Genomic DNA, 17,209 nt, shown 5'->3' on the forward strand with positions numbered 1-17,209 from the left:
GCTGGTCAGTCCACGAAAATGTCCATGCCCGGGCCGGTGCCGGTTCCCGTGAAGAAGAAGATGCTCAGCACGCCGACCCACAGGACCCAGAAGACCAGCGTGAAGGGCAGCATCCGGGAGATGACGGTGCCGATGCCGGCTTTCGGCTCGTACTGCCGCAGGAACCCAAGAATCACAATAAGGTACGGATTCAGCGGGGTCAGCGCCTGCGTCGCGGAATCGCCCACCCGGAATGCGGCCTGCGTGAAGCCAGCCTCGTAACCGATGAAGGCGAACATCGGAACGAAGACCACCGCGACCAGCGTCCACAGCGACGAACCGGAGGCGATCAGCAGGTTCAGCAGTGAAACCACCACGATGAAGAGGATCACTGCGCCGAAACCGGTGAAGTTCAGGGCCTGAAGGGCTTGCGCACCGTGAACCGCAACCCAGGTGGCCAGGCCGCTCCAGGTGAACAGCGCCAGGAACTGGGCGAGCACGAAGGCCACCACCAGGAAGGACACGGCACCTTTGGCAGCCTGCGTCATCATCTCGCCCACCGACTGGATGCCGGTGATCGCCTTGATCCTCACCCCGTACACGATCGACGGGACGATGAGGACCAGGAAGACGAGGAAGATCACCGAACTCAACAGGGGTGACTTCGGAAGGAAGCCGCCGTCCTCGTTCCGCAGCGGTGAGTCGGGCGGAAGGATCAGGGCCAGCAGCCCGGCGACGATGATCAAGAGGGCCACTCCAGCCCACTTCAGCGCCGCCTTCTCTTTGAGGGTTACAGCGGTCGACGGCGAGTCCTCAGGGGCTGCGTGAGTCTCCGGCGCCTCGGCGCCGGTACCCGCACCGATCCGGTTCAGACGGGGTTCAAGCACCTTGTCGATGACAAGGCCACCCGCCACGGTCAGGATGACGGACAACACGAGGTTCAGGAAGAGGTTGGAGACGGCGGTGACCGGCAGGACCTGATCCGCCACCAGCGCGGCGGCCGCGTTGGAGATGCCGGCCAGGAGAGCATCCGTTGAGGTGATGAATGGAGTGCAGCTGAAAGCGGCGATCCCGACGGCGTAGGCACCGAGCAACCCTGCAACGGGATTACGGCCCGCGGCCTTGAACACCAGGGCGGCGATGGGCGGGATCACCAGGATGGAGGCATCGGACATGATGTGCGAGCACAACGCGGTGAACGCGATCACGTACGGCAGCGCCCACGCCGGCGCCTTGCCCAGCGTCGACTTCACCAGGGCCATCAGCAGGCCCGTGCGTTCAGCCACACCAACTGCCAGGAGCAGCGTGATCACTACGCCAAGCGGCGGGAAGCCGATGAAGTTGCTCACGGCCGTAGTCATCAGCCAGGTGATGCCCTCGCCGGTGAACAGGCCCAGGACCGGGACAATCTCTCCGGAGTCCGGCAGGGTGGTACTGACGCCGAACCATGACACCACTGTTGAGATGGCGCCCACTGCGAGCAGCAGCCAGAGGAAGAGCGCGAACGGCTCAGGCAGCTTGTTACCCACCCGCTCGACGCCGTCGATCAAACCGCCGCCGAGGCGGCCAAGGGTAGTGGTACGGGTCTTGAGCATGCTCATGAAACTGGCTCCAATGCCGGTATTGCTGCAAGCAGGTTTTTCTTCAGGCGGCCTTTTGCGACCACAACAGCGATGTTGTCGGGGTTGCCCAGCTGATGGATGCCGGCGAGTGGGTCCACGGGGGTGAGCACCAGATCTGCTTCCTTGCCCAGTTCGATCGACCCGGTACGGTTGTCGATCTGCAGCAGTTCCGCTGCGTTCAGGGTGCCGGCATTGATGGCGTCGATCGGCTTCATGCCAAGGTCCACCAGATGGCCCAGCTCGGTGAGGTTGGTGCCGTGCGGACAGACGCCGGCGTCGGTTCCCATGGCCACCCTGACGCCGGCAGCCACGGCGTTCGCGACGCATGTTTGAAGCTTTTCCTGGAGTCGGAGCTTCTTCTCCACCGCATAGGGTGCAGCCTTCGCCGGATCCGGGGGAGTGGTGCCGGTGGAAAGCGTGGGAACCATGAAGGCGCCCCGTTCGAGCATGAGGCCGATGGCGGCGTCGTCAATTTCGTAGGCGTGCTCAATGCTGCGGACGCCCGCCTTTAGTGCGTTGGCGATGCTTCGGGCACTCTGGGCGTGGGCGGCAACGGGGACGTCATGCGACGCTGCCTCCTCGACGACAGCGCGCATCTCATCGACGTTCAGGCCGTCGTGCCACGGCTGGTCACGCGGCGACCAGACACCGCCGCTGGCCATCACTTTGATGACCTTCGCCCCGAGCCGCATCACTTCGCGGGTGTTCCGGATGGCCTGGTCCACGCCGTCGGTAAGGAATCCGATGTCGCCATTGGGTGAGACGGCCTGGCCCAGGTTGAAGCCGCAGCAGGTGCGGAAGTCGCCGTGACCGCCCGTTGGGCCCAACGCCCGGTACGCGTAAATCAGCTCCGGCCCTTCGATGATGCCCTCGCGGATCGCGACGTCGGTGGCCATATCGATCCCACCGAGATCGCGGGCCGTGGTGATGCCTGCATCAAGGGTTGCCTTGAGAATCGGGATGGCGGAGTAATAGCCGTAGCGCGGCGGCAGGTCCAGCATACGCGCCCCGCCCAGCTGCCCGGCGGGCATGGTGAGGTGTACGTGCGCGTCGATGAAGCCAGGCGTAAGGTACATCCCCGTTCCGTCAATCACCTGGGCGTCTACGACATTCGGTTCATCAGCTGCAGGACCGATCCAGTCGATCTTTCCTGCGATAACGACGACGGTGTACCCGGGGTTGGGCGCTCCTCCCGTTCCGTCGATGATGACGGCGTTGCGGATGATCATGCGGTCGCTCTCCTGGTCCGTACCCTGATTTCTATCGGTGTTCACAGTGCAGGCTTTCCTCTCAATGAGACGTGCGTCATATGGGACAATTACCGAAACGCTAAGGGATTGAGCCAATGTGGATCCGGTAACGCAGGAAAACATTCATGAACCCGTTTCTGTGCAGGAAAGTGTTGAACTGGCAGAGGCTGACCTCGAGCTCATTAACGCCCTACAAATTGCGCCCCGGGGCAGTTGGGTGGAGCTGGGCGCAATTCTCGACGTACACCCAACCACCCTCGCTCGGCGTTGGCAGCGGCTCGTATCGGCCGGACTGGCACGCGTGACCATAGCGCCGAGCGACAAGCTTGCGCGCACCACGGACGTGGCCTTCGTCGAGCTCACCTGCCAGAACAACAGGGTGCAGTTGGTAGCCGATCAGCTTGTGCAGGATCCGCGGCTGATGACGGTCCAGTTCATCGCCGGCTCGGCGCACCTGCTGCTCACTGTGGCGGCACCGGCACACTCACTCTCCGACTTCCTCCTGGGCACCATCGGCGGGATGGAACACGTGCTGCACTACGCAGTACGCAGCATGACGGGTCAGATCTACGAAGCGACGCGCTGGCACTTCCGCGCTCTCCCCGCGGCGCAGCTTCGCCGGCTCGCGCAACTGAGCCGGGCGCCGTCGTCGTCCACTGGCCAGGAACCGTCGGCGCTGGACGCAACGAACCGCGCCATCATGCGTGCGCTGAGCATCGACGGGCGTGCAGGGTTCCGGGCCATCGCCCGCGAACTCGACCTCCCGCCGGTGACGGTAGCCCGCCGGGTGAACCAGCTGATAGCGCACGACGTCGTCGCGCTCCGCTGCGATGTTGCGCGCCGTGGGTCCGGTCGAAGTTTCAGCGCAATCCTCTGGGGCTCGCTGCAGCCCGACCTCGCGCTCGCTATTGACAGGTCAATGACGGACCGCATCCCGGAACTGCGGCTGATGACCATGGTGACGGGCCACAACAACATCCACATTGTGGTCTGGCTCAACAACCCGGCTGACCTGCTGTCCGCCGAGCAGAAGCTCCTGGACAACATACCCGGGCTTTCCATCGAGGACCGGCGCATTGTCCTTAGAACCTTCAAGTACAACGGGGCAGTGCTCGACGCGAACGGGCTGTTCACGCAGATAGTTCCAATGGCCTACTGACCCCGCGCGGCGTAACAAACCCGGAGCCATGTTTTGATGATTACCTGTTGCCGACGCGACGCCGGCAAGGGAGGACTGCCCGCCAATGAATGACCGGATCACGCTACGATTCCTCGCCTCACCCACGGACGTCTCGGAGGACGGCACCACCGTGCAGGCGGGTCGGGTTCTCGAATGGATCGACAAGGCCGGTTACGCCTGCGCCACCGGGTACAGCGGCGGCTACTGTGTCACCGCCTACGTCGGCAACGTGCACTTCACGAGGCCCATCCGGAACGGCGACCTCATCGAAGTCGATGCCCGGATTGTGCACACGGGGCGATCGAGCATGCAGGTGGTGGTCACGGTCGATGCCGCCGACGTCCGGGACCGGGTGTTCCGGCCGGCGATGGACTGCGTCCTCGTGTTCGTCGCGATGGATGAGGACCGCCGCCCGAAGCAGATACCGCCGTGGTCGCCTACGGATGAGGAGTCTTCCCAGCTCGCGGAGGGCGCCGCGGGCAGGATCGCGGCGCGGAACGAGATCCGCGACGCCATGCACGCCCAGGCCTACACGGACGCCGGCACAACCCCGCGTGAGCAATTCCGGTTCCTGGCTGCGCCGTCGGACGTGAACTGGGGCGGGAACGCGCACGGCGGAATTGTGATGCGCTGGATCGACGAAGTGGCGCGCGCCTGTGCGATGTCGTGGTGCGGGCGGGACTCCGTGGCTGTCTACTCCGGCGGCATCCACTTCCTGAATCCCATCCACATCGGCGACCTCGTTGAACTCGAGGCCCGGCTCATCCATACCGGCCCGCACAGCATGCACATCGCGGTCCACACCCGTGCCCGCGACCCGCGCGGCGGGCAGTGGCGGCGCACCACCCTGTGCATGACCATCTTCGTCACCCGCGATGAGACGGGCGGCGCCGCCGATGTTCCGCAGCTGCCGCTTCACAGCGACGAGGACCGCCGGCTCGACGCCCACGCCATTGACCTGGCACGCCGACGTGCGGAGCTGGCGCCGCTGCGGTTCGCCGTCGAACGCACCTATCACGGGAGCGGCCGGAGCCGGTAGGAACTCCCACGAACGACGACAACGGCGACCGCCGTCGTCGTCGTTCTTTTTCTTGCAGTCCTGCAACCTTGCACTTGTGCAACAATATGGTTGCGTGAGACAATCATTTGGTGAGTCAACTAGTTTCCCTTCGCACGCGTAAGCGCAATGAAACCTGGACGGCACTGCACGACGCCGCGGCCCGGCTGACGCTTGAAAAGGGTCCGGACAGCGTCACGGTGGAGCAGATCGCCACGCTCGCCAATGTCTCGCCTCGCACCTTCTTCAACTACTTCGGTACCAAGGAAGACGCAATTCTTGGCCTGCAGGAGCCAAGCATCGATGAGCAGCTCCTCGAGGAGTTCTCGGCCGACCATGACCTCCTTGAGCAGGTCTCCCGGCTGCTCATCGCCGTCGTGCACTCCACCGAGGGCGGCGAGCCTGAGGCCAGCCGGCGCCTTGAGGTGATCACCGAGTATCCCTACCTGCGCCAGCGCCGATTCGCCTACTTCCTGCAGGTCGAGCAGCTGGTCCGCGAGGTGGTCGCGGAGCAGATCGCGGCGACCGGCCGATGGCAGGCGGCACTCAGCCGGCATTCGGCGGAGGACGTCGCGCGGATGATTGTCCTCGTGGCGGGAGCCCCGATGCGCTACGCGATGCAGCAGGCGGCTGACTCGCCCACAATCCAGAACCAGTTCCAGGCCCTTGACGGAGCCACCGCACTTCTCCGAGAGGTTCTTGAGGAAATTCGATGACAAGTACTGCTACTGCACAACGCAAAGAATCCGGATTGCTCCTGCTGTTCGTCGGCCTGATGCTTTCCATGCTGCTGGCCGCGCTGAACCAGATGATCCTCAGCACGGCGCTGCCCACCATCGTCGGCGAGCTCAGCGGCGTTGACCAGATGCTGTGGGTCATCACGGCGTACATTCTCGCCGCGACGATCGTCATGCCGATCTATGGGAAGCTCGGCGATCTGATCGGCCGGAAGAACCTTCTGCTGCTGGCGATCGTCATCTTCATGGCCGGCTCAGTTGTGGGTGGGCTCGCGCCGAACATGGAGTGGCTGATTGCGGGCCGCGCGTTCCAGGGGCTCGGCGGCGGCGGGCTGATGATTCTCTCGCAGGCCATCATTGCCGACGTCGTTCCCGCCCGTGAGCGCGGAAAGTACATGGGCGCCATGGGCGGCGTGTTCGCGTTCGCCTCGGTGGCCGGCCCGCTGCTGGGCGGTTGGTTCACGGAGGGTCCCGGCTGGCGCTGGATGTTCTGGATCAACATGCCGCTGGGGGTGCTGGCGATCGTGGTGGTGCTGTTCTTCCTGCATCTGCCTGCCCGTGAGCGTTCGCATCCGCATATTGACGTCACGGGAATGGTGCTGCTGGCGATCGCGACAACCTCCATTGTCCTTGTGGGCACCTGGGGTGGTACCGAATACGAGTGGCTCTCCATCCAGATCCTCGGCCTGTTCGTCGTCGCCGTGGGCAGCGCCGTGCTGTTCGTACTGGCCGAGCGTCGGGCGAAGGAACCCATCCTCCCGATGAGCCTCTTTCGGGAACGGAGCTTCGTCCTCACCACCGCGGGCGGCCTGATGATCGGCGTGACCATGTTCGGCGCGATCGGGTACCTGCCCACCTACCTGCAGATGGTAACCGGGGCAAGCGCGACCAACGCCGGGTTGCTCATGATCCCGATGATGGGTGCCCTGATCCTGACCTCCACGGGGTCCGGAGTCCTGGTCAGTAAAACCGGCCGTTACAAGTGGATGCCCATCACGGGTTCGCTGGCGGTCACCGTTGCGCTGCTCCTGCTCTCAACCATCACCCCGACGACGCCGGTGTGGATCATCTGTGTATACATTGCCATCATGGGTGCCGGGCTGGGCCTGAGCATGCAGATCCTCGTGCTGATCGTGCAGAACACCTTCCCCAACCGTGTGGTCGGGACAGCAACGGCGTCGAACAACTACTTCCGGCAGATCGGGGCAACCCTTGGCTCGGCCATTGTGGGCAGCCTTTTCACGGCGCGTGTGAGCGAACTCCTGCTGGAGCGGCTTCCCGCCGCCGGTTCCGCCCTCGACGGTGGGGCCAACTCCCTGACGCCGGCCGTGGTGAACTCCCTGCCGGATGCGCTGCAGTCACCGATCATCCAGTCCTACAACGATGCGCTGACTCCGCTCTTCCTCTACATGGCGCCGCTCGGCGTGATTGCGGCGATCCTGCTCTCCTTCGTGCAAGAGAAGGAACTGTCCACCGTGATTGAACGGGACACGAAGGTCGAGCGGGATGCAGGTATTGTGCCCGCGGAGCCCGCCGCGCGCTGAGCTCCTGCGACCCGCTCAAACCCCTGCATCGAGCGGCCACTAATAACGGCCTACTTGCCAGAATCCGGTCATTAGTGGCCGCTCGATGGAGAATGAACCCATGACATCCCCATACCTGATCCGCCGCGAACGATTCATTGCCGCCCCCGCCAGCGCCATCTTCGAGGTGCTGGCCACCCCGGCGCTGCACAGTGTCATCGACGGCTCAGGCACGGTGACAGGGGAGCAGCCCAACGGGCCGAGCCGTCTGTCCAAGGGCGCCAAGTTCGGCATGGACATGAAGATAGGCGCCCCGTACAAGATTCTGAACACCGTGGTCGAGTTCGAGGAAGACAGCCTGATCGCCTGGCGGCATTTCTCACGTCACGTCTGGCGCTACACGCTCGAACAGAACGACGGCGGCACCACGGTCACCGAGGAATGGGACGCAACGGACGTGCCCTGGAAGCCGATCCTCAAGGTCCTCGGGTTCACCAGGAAACACCCGGCGTCGATCGAGCGGACCCTCGAAAAGCTAGACGAATATGTGACCAAACGCTGAGCGGTTTGGAGCGGTGGCCAGGACAAAGGCCAGCAGGCAGAAGCCACTTGATCGACCAGGAGGAAGTAAGCATCCTTAGTAGATCAAGGAGAAGTAGTCAATACCTCAGCGGAGAAACGATGAGAAGATTTTTTAGGTAACGATTCTATAAATCTGTTGCGATAGTCAGCATGCTTATGTTCTTCTGGGATGGAACTTCCGGCCTCCGTCCCACGCAAGAGGTGAAAGCATGCGCACAGCCGAACATCCATCGGATTCCCCGAGCACACATTCACGCGCCCAGCGCAGCGACGGGCGGCTCCGCGCCGCGATTCACGAGGAGATGGCGCTGGACCATCTGCATGTTGCGGATTCGATCGCTCGGGGTTTTTCCGCTTTCAGCTACGACGCCGCTGACATCCGGCAGGTGGCGTACATGGGGCTCGTGAAGGCCGCGCAACGTTTCGATCCGACCATCGGTGTGGAGTTCTGCGCCTATGCGGTGCCGACCATCCGCGGGGAGGTGAAACGCTACCTGCGGGACTGCAGTTGGATCATCCGCCCGCCCCGCGAACTGCAGGATCTCAAGTCCGAAGCCATGAAAGCCTCGCAAACACTCGCGCAGCGGCTCGGCAGGGAGCCATCCATCGCGGAGCTCGCCGAAGAGTTGGACCGGAGTCCCGCCGTCGTCGTCGAAGCGCTCGCGTGTGCCGGATGCCAGCGTCCGGAGTCTATCGATGCCTCCCCAGGCACATTTGCCTGGGCGGACACCCTTGAGGCGGAGGGCGACGACTTCGCCCGCAGCGACGAGGTCCTCTCGCTGCGCGCAGCCGTTCGGGAGCTCTCCGAAAAGGAGAAAGAGTTGTTGTTCCGGCGGTATTTCCACGAGGAAAGCCAGGAACGCATAGGCCAGCGCCTGGGCATGACCCAGATGCAGATTTCGCGGCTGCTTGCACGCACACTGGTGAAGCTGCAGAAACGGCTGCTCGAGCAGGTTCACCCAGGAGCCGGTTACAGCAGCACAACCCACTCGGCGTAGAAGATGACGAGGCCGACAGCTACGAACAGGCCGGCGATGATCCAGAAGCGGGCCACCACGGTGACCTGCTCCCAGCCCTTCAACTCGAAGTGATGATGCAGCGGAGTCATCCGGAAGACTCGTTTGCCTCCGGAGAGCTTGAAGTAGGTCACCTGAATGATGACGGACAGCGTGATCATGACGAACAGGCCCGCCAGGATGACCAGGAGCAGTTGGGTGCGGGACAGGATCGCAAAGCCGGCAATCGCGCCACCGAGAGCGAGTGAGCCGGTGTCGCCCATGATGATCTTCGCCGGCGAAGTGTTCCACCAGAGGAAACCAACGAGTGACCCGCACAAGGCGGCGGCTATCAATGCCAGGTCGAGCGGATCACGCACTTCGTAACAGATGTTCGCGGGGACGCTGGGATCAGTGCATCGCTGATTGAACTGCCAGATGCCCATCAGCATGTACGCGCCGAAAACGAAGATCGAGGCGCCAGTAGCAAGGCCGTCCAAGCCATCGGCAACATTCACCGCGTTGGACGTAGCGGTCAGGATGAATGTGGACCACAGGATGAAGAGGATCGCGCCGATCAGCGGGCCGGCGAAGGCCAGGTCAATGGCCGTATCCCGGACAAACGAAATAGCGGTGGAGGCCGGAGTGCGCCCGTTTTCATCGGGAAAGTTGAGCGCGAGGATGGCGAACGTCACCCCGACAAGAGTCTGGCCGACGATCTTTCCCGGCCCGGTGAGCCCGAGGCTGCGCTGCCTGGAAACCTTGATGTAGTCGTCGAAGAACCCCACCACTCCCATGCCAACCGTGACCAGAAGCAGCAGCAGGCCAGAAGCCGTTGGACCGTTCGATTCACCGGAGAGCAGCATGATTCCATGCGTTGCAAAGTAGGCGATGACCACGGAGCCGATGATCCACACCCCGCCCATGGTGGGAGTGCCGCGCTTGGTGTGATGTGAGGTGGGGCCGTCATCGCGGATGAACTGGCCGTAGTTCTTCCTGACCAGGAAGCGAGCCAGCACCGGTGTGCCGAGCAGCGTCAGGATCAGGGCCAAAGCAGCGGCAATCAGCAGCGCAATCACGAAAAAGGTGCCCCCTTCAGTTCCCCGGACTGAGTCCGCCAGCTTCGGTCTGCAACTGAGGTTGACCGTCCGGCGCCGCCGCCGATTCGCTTGACGCCGATACTATCGGATCACCTGCAGGCGTTAGCGCCTGCAACGCCGTCTACAGCACACCCAGGTTTCTTGCGGCGTCCAGTACATCCGCGACACTCACGGCAAGCAGCGCCGGGTCGGGCTCTTCAGCGAAGGTCCGGCCGAGCCGCCTGGACTCATCCGTCAGCACAACGTGCGGGCCCGGCGGCGGCCCCCATTCGCTGGCGGGCGCGGGCCCGAACAGGACGATGGACGGCCGCGCGTACGCCGAGGCCAGATGTGCCGCACCGGTGTCAGCGGAGATGACAAGCGCGGCTTCGGCAACCACGGCAGCGAACTCGAGCAGACCCAGGCTCCCGGCGACCACGGCTTCCGTCGGCAGCCCGGCGGCCTCCTGGACCGCGAGGACGCGCGGTCGCTCGCTTGCGCTGCCCGTCAGCAGCACGCGATGGCCGGCATCGGAGAGCTCCTTCGCGACGTCGGCGAACCGCTCGATCGGCCACAACCGGCTCCCGTACGCAGCCCCGGCATGGACGACGACGGCGCCCGCGGCTGCCGCCTCCACCGCGGGGGGAGCAAGCCGGTAGTCGAGCGGGTCCGCGTCCACTCCATGCGCCATCAACAGGCGCGTCCAGCGGTCGCGCTCATGCAGGCCGTCCAGCCAGGCGGGTCCGTCCCACCCGGCGGCCGCGTGGCCGATCCTCCGTGCAGGTGCGAGGGCTTCGAGCCGTCCGCGGCTTTGCGGACCGCTGCCGTGGAGGTTGACCGCGACGTCGATCCGCCCGGGAGGCAGCGCAAGCGGTTCATCCAGGCCGTGGGTGGGCAACAGGGCATCGACGCAACCGGTCAGCAGGACGAGCGGCTCCAGCCAGCTCTGGGCCGCGTAGAGGATCCGGTGTTCGGGGAAGGTCCGTCGCAGCCCCCGCAGGGCAGGGACCGCGACCAGCAGGTCCCCCAGCTTCAGGGCGCGCAACACCAGTACTTCCGGGCGTCCGTCCGGTTCCAGGAACTCTCCGGCTGCTTCTGGCTGCATATACGGATCCTGCCAGAAACCAACTTCTTCGGCCGGAAGTGTTTAGGCGCCGGCGAGTTCGGGAACAGTGCGGGTATGAGTTGCAAGCCGAAGGCCGTCCTCCTGGATCGCGACGGCACCCTGGTGGTTGACGTGCCGTACAACGGCGATCCCGGGCGGGTCGAAGCCATCCCGGGCGTGGCCGGCGTGCTGGACGGACTCCGGGCTGCGGGACTGCCCCTCGGCGTTGTGACCAACCAGTCCGGCATTGCGCGCGGACTCATTACCCGTGAGCAGGTGGACGCCGTCAACGCGCGGGTGGATGAACTGCTTGGGCCCTTTGACCTCTGGGAGCTGTGCCCGCACGGCCCGGATTCCGGCTGCGTATGCCGGAAGCCTGCACCCGGAATGATTCTCAACGCTTGCGAACAGTTGGGACTGGACCCCTCGGAGGTGGCTTTTATCGGCGACATCGGCACGGACGTTGAGGCCGCTGCCGCCGCCGGAGCGATCGGCGTGCTGGTGCCCACCTCCGTAACACGGCAGGAGGAGATCGACGCCGCGCCGCTGGTTGCCACGGACCTCGCCTCGGCGGTAAACCTCCTGACGGGGGAGGGGCGCAGATGAGCGGCCGGGTGCTTGTGGCACGGCTGGATAGCGTCGGTGATGTGCTGCTCTCCGGGCCGGCTGTCAGGGCGGTCGCGGCGAACAGCGCCGGCGTCGTTATGTTGTGCGGGCCGCAGGGCGCGCCGGCGGCCGATCTTCTTCCGGGAGTGTCCGACGTCGTCGTCTGGGACTGTCCCTGGATCACCGCCCCGGCACCGGAGGTCACGCGCGAGCATCTGGATACCCTCGTGGACGCCATCCAGGACGCGTACATTGCTGACGCCGTTATCCTGACCTCGTTCCACCAGTCCCCGCTGCCGCTGGCGATGCTGCTGCGGCTGGCCGGCGTGGAGCGGATCACCGGCGCGTCCATCGACTATCCCGGGAGCCTTCTGGACATCCGGCTGAAGCCCGGAGAAGACTTCCCGGAGGACCAGCCCGAAGCCGAACGTGCGCTCGGCATCGCCGCCGCTGCGGGTTACCGCCTGCCCAACGACGACGACGGCCGCCTCCACGTGCGCGACACCCCAAACACCGCCGGGCTGACGGGGGAAGAACCCTACGTGGTCCTGCACCCCGGAGCAGCGGTTCCGGCACGTGCCTGGCCCGCCTTGCACCACGCTGCGCTCGCGGAGCTGCTCATTGGTGCCGGCTACCGCGTGGTCGTCACCGGCGGACGCGGTGAGCGGGAGCTGACTGCCACGGTTGCCGGACCCGACGGCGTGGACCTCGGCGGCCGGACCGATCTGCGGACGATGGCCGGGGTTCTGGCGGGAGCGTCCGCCGTCGTCACGGGCAATACAGGCCCCGCGCATCTGGCGGCCGCCGTGGCCACCCCGGTGGTAAGCCTCTTCTCTCCGGTGGTCCCCGCCGTCCGGTGGGCTCCCTATCGGGTGCCGCTGGAACTTCTCGGCGACCAGCACGCGCCGTGCAGGCAGACGCGTGCGCGCACCTGCCCCGTCCCCGGGCATCCCTGCCTGACGAACGTGGCACCGGAGGAAGCCTTCGCCGCGGTGGAGCGGCTGGTCGCCGGGGTGTCGTCCCTGGTCAGCAGACAAGCGGCGAGAAGAGAAACGAGGCACGTATGAAAATCCTGCTGTGGCACGTACACGGCGGCTGGACGGATGCCTTCGTCCGCGGCCCGCACCAGTACGTGCTTCCGACAACGCCCGACGGCGGTCCGTGGGGGCTGGGGCGCGCCGGGCGTGACTGGCCGGAGTCCGTGATCGAGGTGGCGCCCAAGGACCTGCGGGAGCACGACTTCGACGTGGTGGTGCTGCAGCGCACCGAGGAGCTTGCTGAGTGTGAGTTGCTCCTTGGACGGCGCCCGGGCCGGGATATTCCGGCAGTTTTCCTGGAGCACAACACGCCCAAGGGAGACATACCTTCGACCAGGCATCCGCTAACCGGCCAGGCGGAGATTCCGGTTGTCCACGTCACCCACTTCAATGACGTCTTCTGGGACTGCGGGACGACGCCCACCATGGTGGTGGAACACGGCATCGTGGATCCCGGCCACCGCTACACCGGGGAGCTGGACCATCTGGCCGCCGTCGTCAACGAGCCCGTCCGGCGCGGAAGGGTCACCGGCACAGATCTTCTTCCCCGGTTTGCCCGGGCCGCGCACCTGGATGTGTTCGGCATGGGCACTGAGAAGCTGCCCGCAACCCTCGGTCTTGGACCGGACGAGCTCACCGTCTGCGGGGATCTCCCGACGCATTCGCTGCACGCCGAACTGGCCCGCCGCCGTGCCTACGTGCACCCGATGAGGTGGACATCGCTGGGGCTGTCCCTGCTGGAGGCGATGCACCTGGGGCTTCCCGTCGTCGCGCTGGCAACCACGGAGGCCGCTCGGGCCGTGCCGCCGGAGGCCGGTGCAATCTCCACGGATGTCGATGAACTGTGCGCCATGGTTCGGCTGCTGATGGAGGATCCCGACGAAGCCCGCGCCAGAGGAACGGCGGCACGGCAGGTAGCGCTTGAACGCTACGGGCTCGATGCGTTCCTTGAGGCCTGGAACGAGGTCCTGGCGCGCACTGCGGAACGTACCCGCATTCTTGCAGTTCCTGAGAGGAGAGCACAGTGAGAATATCCATGGTGTCGGAGCACGCAAGCCCGCTGGCTGCACTGGGAGGCGTTGATGCGGGCGGGCAGAACGTCCACGTCGCGGCGCTCTCCAGCGCGCTGGCCCGGCGCGGGCACAGCGTGAGCGTGTACACGCGCAGGGACAGCACCGACCTCCCGGAGCGGGTGAAGGTCAGCCCCGGACTGGAAGTGGTCCACGTTGATGCCGGTCCGCCGGAGGTGGTGCCGAAGGATGAGCTGCTGCCCTACATGGGTGCGCTCGCGGACGGCATGGCCGCCGACTGGGAGCTCGCGCCTCCTGATGTGGTGCACGGTCACTTCTGGATGTCAGGATTGGCGGCCCTGGACGCGGCCGGCAGGAAACAGTTCGGGCAGTCCATTGCGGTGCTGCAGACCTTCCACGCCCTGGGAACCGTCAAACGGCGGCACCAGGGCAGCGAGGACACCAGCCCCAAGGAACGCGAATGGCTCGAGCCGTCAGTGGGAAGGAACGCGGACCGGGTGATCGCAACCTGCTCGGACGAGGTGTTCGAACTCAAGGCGATGGGCGTCGACGGGACCCGCGTCTCGGTGGCGCCGTGCGGCGTCGACCTCGGCCTGTTCGGCCTTGACGGCCCGGTGGAGGAGCGCGGGCGGAAACATCGGCTCGTCACGATCGGCAGGCTTGTCCCACGCAAGGGCGTGGACCTGGTGATCCGTGCGTTGCGGGAGCTGGCGGAGCGTGGAATGAACGACGTCGAACTCGTGATCGTGGGCGGAGCCGGTGAGGCCGCCCGGCTCGACGAGGACCCTGAGGCGCGCCGGCTTCGGGCGTTGGCGCAGGATCTGAACGTGGCGGACCGCGTGGTGATGCTGGGACAGGTGCCGCGCGAGCGCATCCCGACCCTGCTGCGCAGCGCTGACGCCGTGGTCTGCGCGCCGTGGTACGAGCCCTTCGGCATAGTGCCGCTCGAGGCGATGGCCTGCGGCGTCCCGGTGATTGCGGCGGCGGTGGGCGGCCTGATCGATTCGGTGGTTGACGGCCAGACCGGCCTGCACATACCCCCGCGGGACTCGGAAGCGCTCGCGGACGCGATCGGACAGGTGATTGCCGACCCCGACGCCGCACGCGAACTAGGCCGCTCAGGCCACGCCCGCGTTCATGCACGCTACTCCTGGGACCGGATAGCGCTGGATACAGAGAAGGTGTACCAACTGACCCTCAACCAGGCGAGCGGAACTTCCGAAGCACGACGACGGCGCGGAGCACCAGCCGGGCGCGTCCTGTGGACCGCGGGTCTGCAGGCCTCTGGAAGGAGCGCCCAGTGAGCGCCGAACGCCTTGCACTGTTCCGTCCCGGACGCCGGCAACCACTGACCCCGGTTCCGCCACCGCCGGTTCCACTGACTGACGACGACGCCGGCGCCGCGGCACTGGACGCCGTTCTGGGTCACCTGCAGCAGGTGCTTCCCGCCGTCGAGTCCCTCAAGTCCTCCGCCGGTCGCCTGGCCGGCTGGGGCGTGGAGCTGGCCGGGCGCCTTCTCGGGGGCCAGCGCCTGCTCGCTGCCGGTAACGGTGGGTCGGCGGCTGAGGCGCAGCACCTGACCGCGGAACTGGTGGGCCGGTTCGACGGCGAACGGGAACCGTTCTCGGCGATTTCCCTGCACGCGGAGTCCTCAGCGGTCACCGCAATCGCGAACGACTACGGGTACGAGAACATGTTCGCCCGCCAGGTGCGTGCCCACGGCCGCAGCGGCGACGTCCTGGTGCTCCTGAGCACGAGCGGTAAAAGCCCGAACCTGCTGCGTGCCGCTGAAGCCGCACGCGAAACCGGTATTACCAGCTGGGCGCTGACCGGGCCGGGTCCCAACCCGCTGACCGACGTCTGCGACGAGCACGTGGCAGTGGACGCGCGGTCCGCCAACGCCCAGGAGGGCCACCTGATCGCCCTGCACGCGCTGTGCCGGGCATTCGATGCCGAAGTGGCCCGCTGCCGCGGACGGGAGGCCTAGATGAACATCGTCGTTGTTGGGGATGTGCTCCTTGACGTGGACCTCTCCGGAGACGCCGGGCGGTTATGCCCGGATGCGCCGGTACCCGTGGTTGATGTATCGAACGCCCGGCGGCGGGCAGGCGGTGCGGGGCTGGTGGCAAGCATGCTGCACCGGGACCTGCGCGCCCGGTCCGGTTCCCACCTGGAGCTGGTCACCGTCCTGTCCGACGACGACGCCGCATGGCGCCTCCGCGAAGAACTCGGCGACCTTCCGCTCGTCTGGGGTCCCTCCGGCGCGCCCACCCCGGTCAAGACGCGTGTCCGCGCCGGCAATCAGGCGGTGGTGCGCTTCGACGAGGGATGCGGTGCTGCCCCCATCCCCGGCGTCAGCGCGGAAATGCTGAGCGCGGTGGAGGCGGCCGACGTCGTCCTCGTCTCTGATTACGGGCGTGGACTTCCAGCCAACCCTGAGCTGCGCGGGCTGCTTGAACGAATGGCGGTTCGGGTGCCGGTGATCTGGGATCCGCACCCGTCCGGCGCTGACCCCGTTCCCGGTGTCGCGGCGGTGACGCCGAACCTCGCCGAGGCGTTGAAAGCGTGCGGTGGGCCGGGGCCGTCGGGGCCGTCGGGGCCGTCGGGCGCGTCGGGCTCGGAGGGAGGGGCCGACGTCGTGCGCGCCGCTGCCGATGCCGCTCACGCCCTGCAGCAGCGGTGGGGGAGCCGGGCGGTTATCGTCACGCTGGGGAACCGGGGCGCGCTGATCCATCGGGAGGGTGAGAACGGTGAGCTGCCGCACCTGGTGCCCGCTCCGGTAGTCCAGGTGGATGATCCCTGCGGGGCAGGGGACCGGTTCTGTGCGAGCCTTGCACTTCGTTTGGGTGCGGGCGCTGACCTTGCTGAAGCTGCCCAGGATGCGGTTCAGGATGCTGCGGAGTTCCTCGGCTCCGGCGGAGTTTCGTCCCTGACCGTGGACCCGGCGCCGACCGCTCTGCGGGGTCCCGCCGTCGACGCGCTCCAGGTTGCCCACGCCACGCGGGAGGCGGGCGGAACCGTGGTTGCCACGGGCGGGTGCTTCGACCTGCTCCATGCGGGGCACGCCCGAACCCTCGCCGCTGCGCGCCGGTTGGGTGACTGCCTGATCGTGTGCATGAACTCGGACGAATCGGTGCGCAGGCTCAAAGGTTCCGAGCGGCCGATTATGGGCGAAGAAGACCGCGCCGAGCTCCTCGCGGCCCTGGAATGCGTTGATGCCGTGTACATCTTCGGCGAAGACACACCGGAGGAAGCGTTGGCCACCCTGCGGCCCGACATCTGGGTCAAGGGCGGCGACTACTCGGCTGCGGACCTGCCGGAAGCGGCGCTCCTGCGCTCCTGGGGCGGCCAGACCGTCACCGTCCCCTATATACCTGCCCGATCAACCACTTCCCTGGCCGCGGCGCTCGCCGAGGTTGGGTAACT

General features: G+C 65.9%; 16 protein-coding genes. 12 read left to right on the top strand and 4 right to left on the bottom strand.

Features of this window, described 5'->3' with window-relative positions:
- Nucleotides 1–5: 5 nt before the first annotated feature.
- Nucleotides 6–1,580 carry an AbgT family transporter gene (locus BJ994_RS02090; protein ID WP_342450226.1) on the bottom strand — a complete coding sequence of 525 codons (1,575 nt, stop codon included), beginning with the start codon at nt 1,578–1,580 and terminating at the stop codon, nt 6–8.
- Nucleotides 1,577–2,875 carry an amidohydrolase family protein gene (locus BJ994_RS02095; protein ID WP_209066469.1) on the bottom strand — a complete coding sequence of 433 codons (1,299 nt, stop codon included), beginning with the start codon at nt 2,873–2,875 and terminating at the stop codon, nt 1,577–1,579. The genes BJ994_RS02090 and BJ994_RS02095 overlap by 4 nt, the downstream gene beginning before the upstream one ends.
- 115 nt (nt 2,876–2,990) lie before the next feature.
- Between BJ994_RS02095 and BJ994_RS02100 the strand changes: the two genes are divergently transcribed.
- The 6 genes from BJ994_RS02100 (at nt 2,991) to BJ994_RS02125 (ending at nt 8,928) form a co-directional block, all read left to right on the top strand.
- Complete coding sequence (locus BJ994_RS02100) at nt 2,991–4,010, top strand: AsnC family transcriptional regulator (protein ID WP_167990965.1); 1,020 nt, start codon at nt 2,991–2,993, stop codon at nt 4,008–4,010.
- An 85-nt stretch (nt 4,011–4,095) separates the two neighbouring features.
- Complete coding sequence (locus BJ994_RS02105; RefSeq protein WP_167990967.1) at nt 4,096–5,070, top strand: acyl-CoA thioesterase; 975 nt, start codon at nt 4,096–4,098, stop codon at nt 5,068–5,070.
- A 110-nt stretch (nt 5,071–5,180) separates the two neighbouring features.
- On the top strand, nt 5,181–5,804 hold the full coding sequence (locus BJ994_RS02110) for a TetR family transcriptional regulator (protein ID WP_167990970.1): 624 nt from the start codon (nt 5,181–5,183) through the stop codon (nt 5,802–5,804).
- Complete coding sequence (locus BJ994_RS02115; RefSeq protein WP_167990972.1) at nt 5,801–7,369, top strand: MDR family MFS transporter; 1,569 nt, start codon at nt 5,801–5,803, stop codon at nt 7,367–7,369. The genes BJ994_RS02110 and BJ994_RS02115 overlap by 4 nt, the downstream gene beginning before the upstream one ends.
- 100 nt (nt 7,370–7,469) lie before the next feature.
- Nucleotides 7,470–7,910 (top strand): SRPBCC family protein, encoded by a 441-nt coding sequence (locus BJ994_RS02120; protein WP_167990974.1) that lies wholly within the window; start codon nt 7,470–7,472, stop codon nt 7,908–7,910.
- A 229-nt stretch (nt 7,911–8,139) separates the two neighbouring features.
- Nucleotides 8,140–8,928, top strand: a complete 789-nt coding sequence (locus BJ994_RS02125) for a sigma-70 family RNA polymerase sigma factor (protein WP_167990977.1) — start codon at nt 8,140–8,142, stop codon at nt 8,926–8,928.
- Here BJ994_RS02125 and mraY read toward each other — a convergent pair.
- Together mraY and BJ994_RS02135 are read right to left on the bottom strand one after the other, a co-directional pair.
- Nucleotides 8,901–10,004 carry a phospho-N-acetylmuramoyl-pentapeptide-transferase gene (mraY, locus tag BJ994_RS02130; protein ID WP_167990979.1) on the bottom strand — a complete coding sequence of 368 codons (1,104 nt, stop codon included), beginning with the start codon at nt 10,002–10,004 and terminating at the stop codon, nt 8,901–8,903. The genes BJ994_RS02125 and mraY overlap by 28 nt on opposite strands.
- A gap of 142 nt (nt 10,005–10,146) precedes the next feature.
- Nucleotides 10,147–11,109, bottom strand: a complete 963-nt coding sequence (locus tag BJ994_RS02135; protein WP_167990981.1) for a glycosyltransferase family 9 protein — start codon at nt 11,107–11,109, stop codon at nt 10,147–10,149.
- A gap of 75 nt (nt 11,110–11,184) precedes the next feature.
- Between BJ994_RS02135 and BJ994_RS02140 the strand changes: the two genes are divergently transcribed.
- The 6 genes from BJ994_RS02140 (at nt 11,185) to BJ994_RS02165 (ending at nt 17,207) form a co-directional block, all read left to right on the top strand.
- Complete coding sequence (locus tag BJ994_RS02140) at nt 11,185–11,715, top strand: D-glycero-alpha-D-manno-heptose-1,7-bisphosphate 7-phosphatase (protein WP_167990983.1); 531 nt, start codon at nt 11,185–11,187, stop codon at nt 11,713–11,715.
- Nucleotides 11,712–12,782 carry a glycosyltransferase family 9 protein gene (locus BJ994_RS02145; protein ID WP_167990986.1) on the top strand — a complete coding sequence of 357 codons (1,071 nt, stop codon included), beginning with the start codon at nt 11,712–11,714 and terminating at the stop codon, nt 12,780–12,782. The genes BJ994_RS02140 and BJ994_RS02145 overlap by 4 nt, the downstream gene beginning before the upstream one ends.
- Entirely contained in the window at nt 12,779–13,780 is a 1,002-nt protein-coding gene (locus BJ994_RS02150; protein WP_167990988.1) for a glycosyltransferase, read from the top strand. Before BJ994_RS02145 ends, BJ994_RS02150 begins: the two co-directional genes overlap by 4 nt.
- Nucleotides 13,777–15,087 carry a glycosyltransferase gene (locus BJ994_RS02155; RefSeq protein WP_167990990.1) on the top strand — a complete coding sequence of 437 codons (1,311 nt, stop codon included), beginning with the start codon at nt 13,777–13,779 and terminating at the stop codon, nt 15,085–15,087. Before BJ994_RS02150 ends, BJ994_RS02155 begins: the two co-directional genes overlap by 4 nt.
- Nucleotides 15,088–15,161: 74 nt before the next feature.
- Nucleotides 15,162–15,770: a D-sedoheptulose-7-phosphate isomerase gene (locus BJ994_RS02160; RefSeq protein ID WP_245192355.1), complete on the top strand. Its 609-nt coding sequence runs from the start codon at nt 15,162–15,164 to the stop codon at nt 15,768–15,770.
- Complete coding sequence (locus BJ994_RS02165; RefSeq protein ID WP_167990993.1) at nt 15,771–17,207, top strand: PfkB family carbohydrate kinase; 1,437 nt, start codon at nt 15,771–15,773, stop codon at nt 17,205–17,207. It begins immediately after the preceding gene.
- Nucleotides 17,208–17,209 lie beyond the last annotated feature (2 nt).

Origin of the sequence: Arthrobacter pigmenti (assembly GCF_011927905.1) — a bacterium.
Lineage (GTDB): Bacteria > Actinomycetota > Actinomycetes > Actinomycetales > Micrococcaceae > Arthrobacter_D > Arthrobacter_D pigmenti.

What these genes read in the sequence shown, in the direction of transcription:
- BJ994_RS02140 (WP_167990983.1), top strand. Translation starts at nt 11,185, where the DNA reads ATGAGTTGCAAGCCGAAGGCCGTCCTCCTGGATCGCGACGGCACCCTG.
- BJ994_RS02125 (WP_167990977.1), top strand. Translation starts at nt 8,140, where the DNA reads ATGCGCACAGCCGAACATCCATCGGATTCCCCGAGCACACATTCACGC.
- BJ994_RS02135 (WP_167990981.1), bottom strand. Translation starts at nt 11,109, where the DNA reads ATGCAGCCAGAAGCAGCCGGAGAGTTCCTGGAACCGGACGGACGCCCG.
- BJ994_RS02145 (WP_167990986.1), top strand. Translation starts at nt 11,712, where the DNA reads ATGAGCGGCCGGGTGCTTGTGGCACGGCTGGATAGCGTCGGTGATGTG.
- BJ994_RS02090 (WP_342450226.1), bottom strand. Translation starts at nt 1,580, where the DNA reads ATGAGCATGCTCAAGACCCGTACCACTACCCTTGGCCGCCTCGGCGGC.
- BJ994_RS02120 (WP_167990974.1), top strand. Translation starts at nt 7,470, where the DNA reads ATGACATCCCCATACCTGATCCGCCGCGAACGATTCATTGCCGCCCCC.
- BJ994_RS02165 (WP_167990993.1), top strand. Translation starts at nt 15,771, where the DNA reads ATGAACATCGTCGTTGTTGGGGATGTGCTCCTTGACGTGGACCTCTCC.
- BJ994_RS02105 (WP_167990967.1), top strand. Translation starts at nt 4,096, where the DNA reads ATGAATGACCGGATCACGCTACGATTCCTCGCCTCACCCACGGACGTC.
- BJ994_RS02150 (WP_167990988.1), top strand. Translation starts at nt 12,779, where the DNA reads ATGAAAATCCTGCTGTGGCACGTACACGGCGGCTGGACGGATGCCTTC.
- BJ994_RS02115 (WP_167990972.1), top strand. Translation starts at nt 5,801, where the DNA reads ATGACAAGTACTGCTACTGCACAACGCAAAGAATCCGGATTGCTCCTG.